General features: G+C 59.6%; 1 protein-coding gene. It reads right to left on the bottom strand.

Going from position 1 to position 255, the window contains the following annotated elements; all coding sequences use genetic code 11:
• On the bottom strand, positions 1-255 hold a 255-nt coding region (locus SB753_RS39225), incomplete at both ends, for a universal stress protein (RefSeq protein ID WP_410805440.1).

Here is a 255-nt window from a genome sequence, read left to right as displayed (position 1 = left end):
CCGTGTTCCTTTCCACTGGCCGCCTCGGGAGTCACAGACGACCGGACCACGAGCACGGGAATGTCGCTGTGCGTGAGTACCTTCTGCGTCTCGCTGCCTAGCAGCAGTGCCCGTACCCCGCGACGACCGTGAGAGGCCATCACGATGAGATCGCATTTCTGCTGAATTGCAACGCTGATAATAGCTTCATACGGATGTGCTCGCGTCGCCGTTACGGTCTCGCATTCGACGCCAGCGAGGCTCGCTTCTTTCATC

The sequence above is a fragment of the Paraburkholderia sp. SIMBA_053 genome (genome assembly GCF_046534895.1).
GTDB classification, from domain to species: domain Bacteria; phylum Pseudomonadota; class Gammaproteobacteria; order Burkholderiales; family Burkholderiaceae; genus Paraburkholderia; species Paraburkholderia caledonica.
The sequence above is the reverse complement of the archived record's forward strand: the minus strand, read 5'-3'. Positions and strand labels throughout refer to the sequence as shown.